Genomic DNA, 286 nt, shown 5'->3' on the forward strand with positions numbered 1-286 from the left:
CATCGTGGGAATGATCGAGGAGCGCAAGGACATCACACTGAACGAGATGGTGGCTCGGCTGGAGACCGAGCGGCTGGTAAAGATCAGCCGCAGCGCCCTGAGCGCCTGGCTCGGCCGGCACGGCTGGCCATTCCATAAAAGTCCACGCATGCACTGGAACAGGACCGTCCCGACATCCTGAAGCGTCGTCGGGACTGGTTCGATGGCCAGCTCGATCTCGATCCGGCGAAGCTGGTGTTCATCGATGAAACCGGACTGTCGACCAAGATGGCACGCCTGCGCGGAA

1 pseudogene is annotated in these 286 nt (G+C 61.5%); it reads left to right on the forward strand.

Annotated elements, in window-relative coordinates:
- Positions 1-286 (forward strand): annotated as a pseudogene (locus PU724_RS34025) (IS630 family transposase); the annotation flags it as partial.

Origin of the sequence: Mesorhizobium abyssinicae (assembly GCF_049887195.1) — a bacterium.
Classification (GTDB): domain Bacteria; phylum Pseudomonadota; class Alphaproteobacteria; order Rhizobiales; family Rhizobiaceae; genus Mesorhizobium; species Mesorhizobium abyssinicae.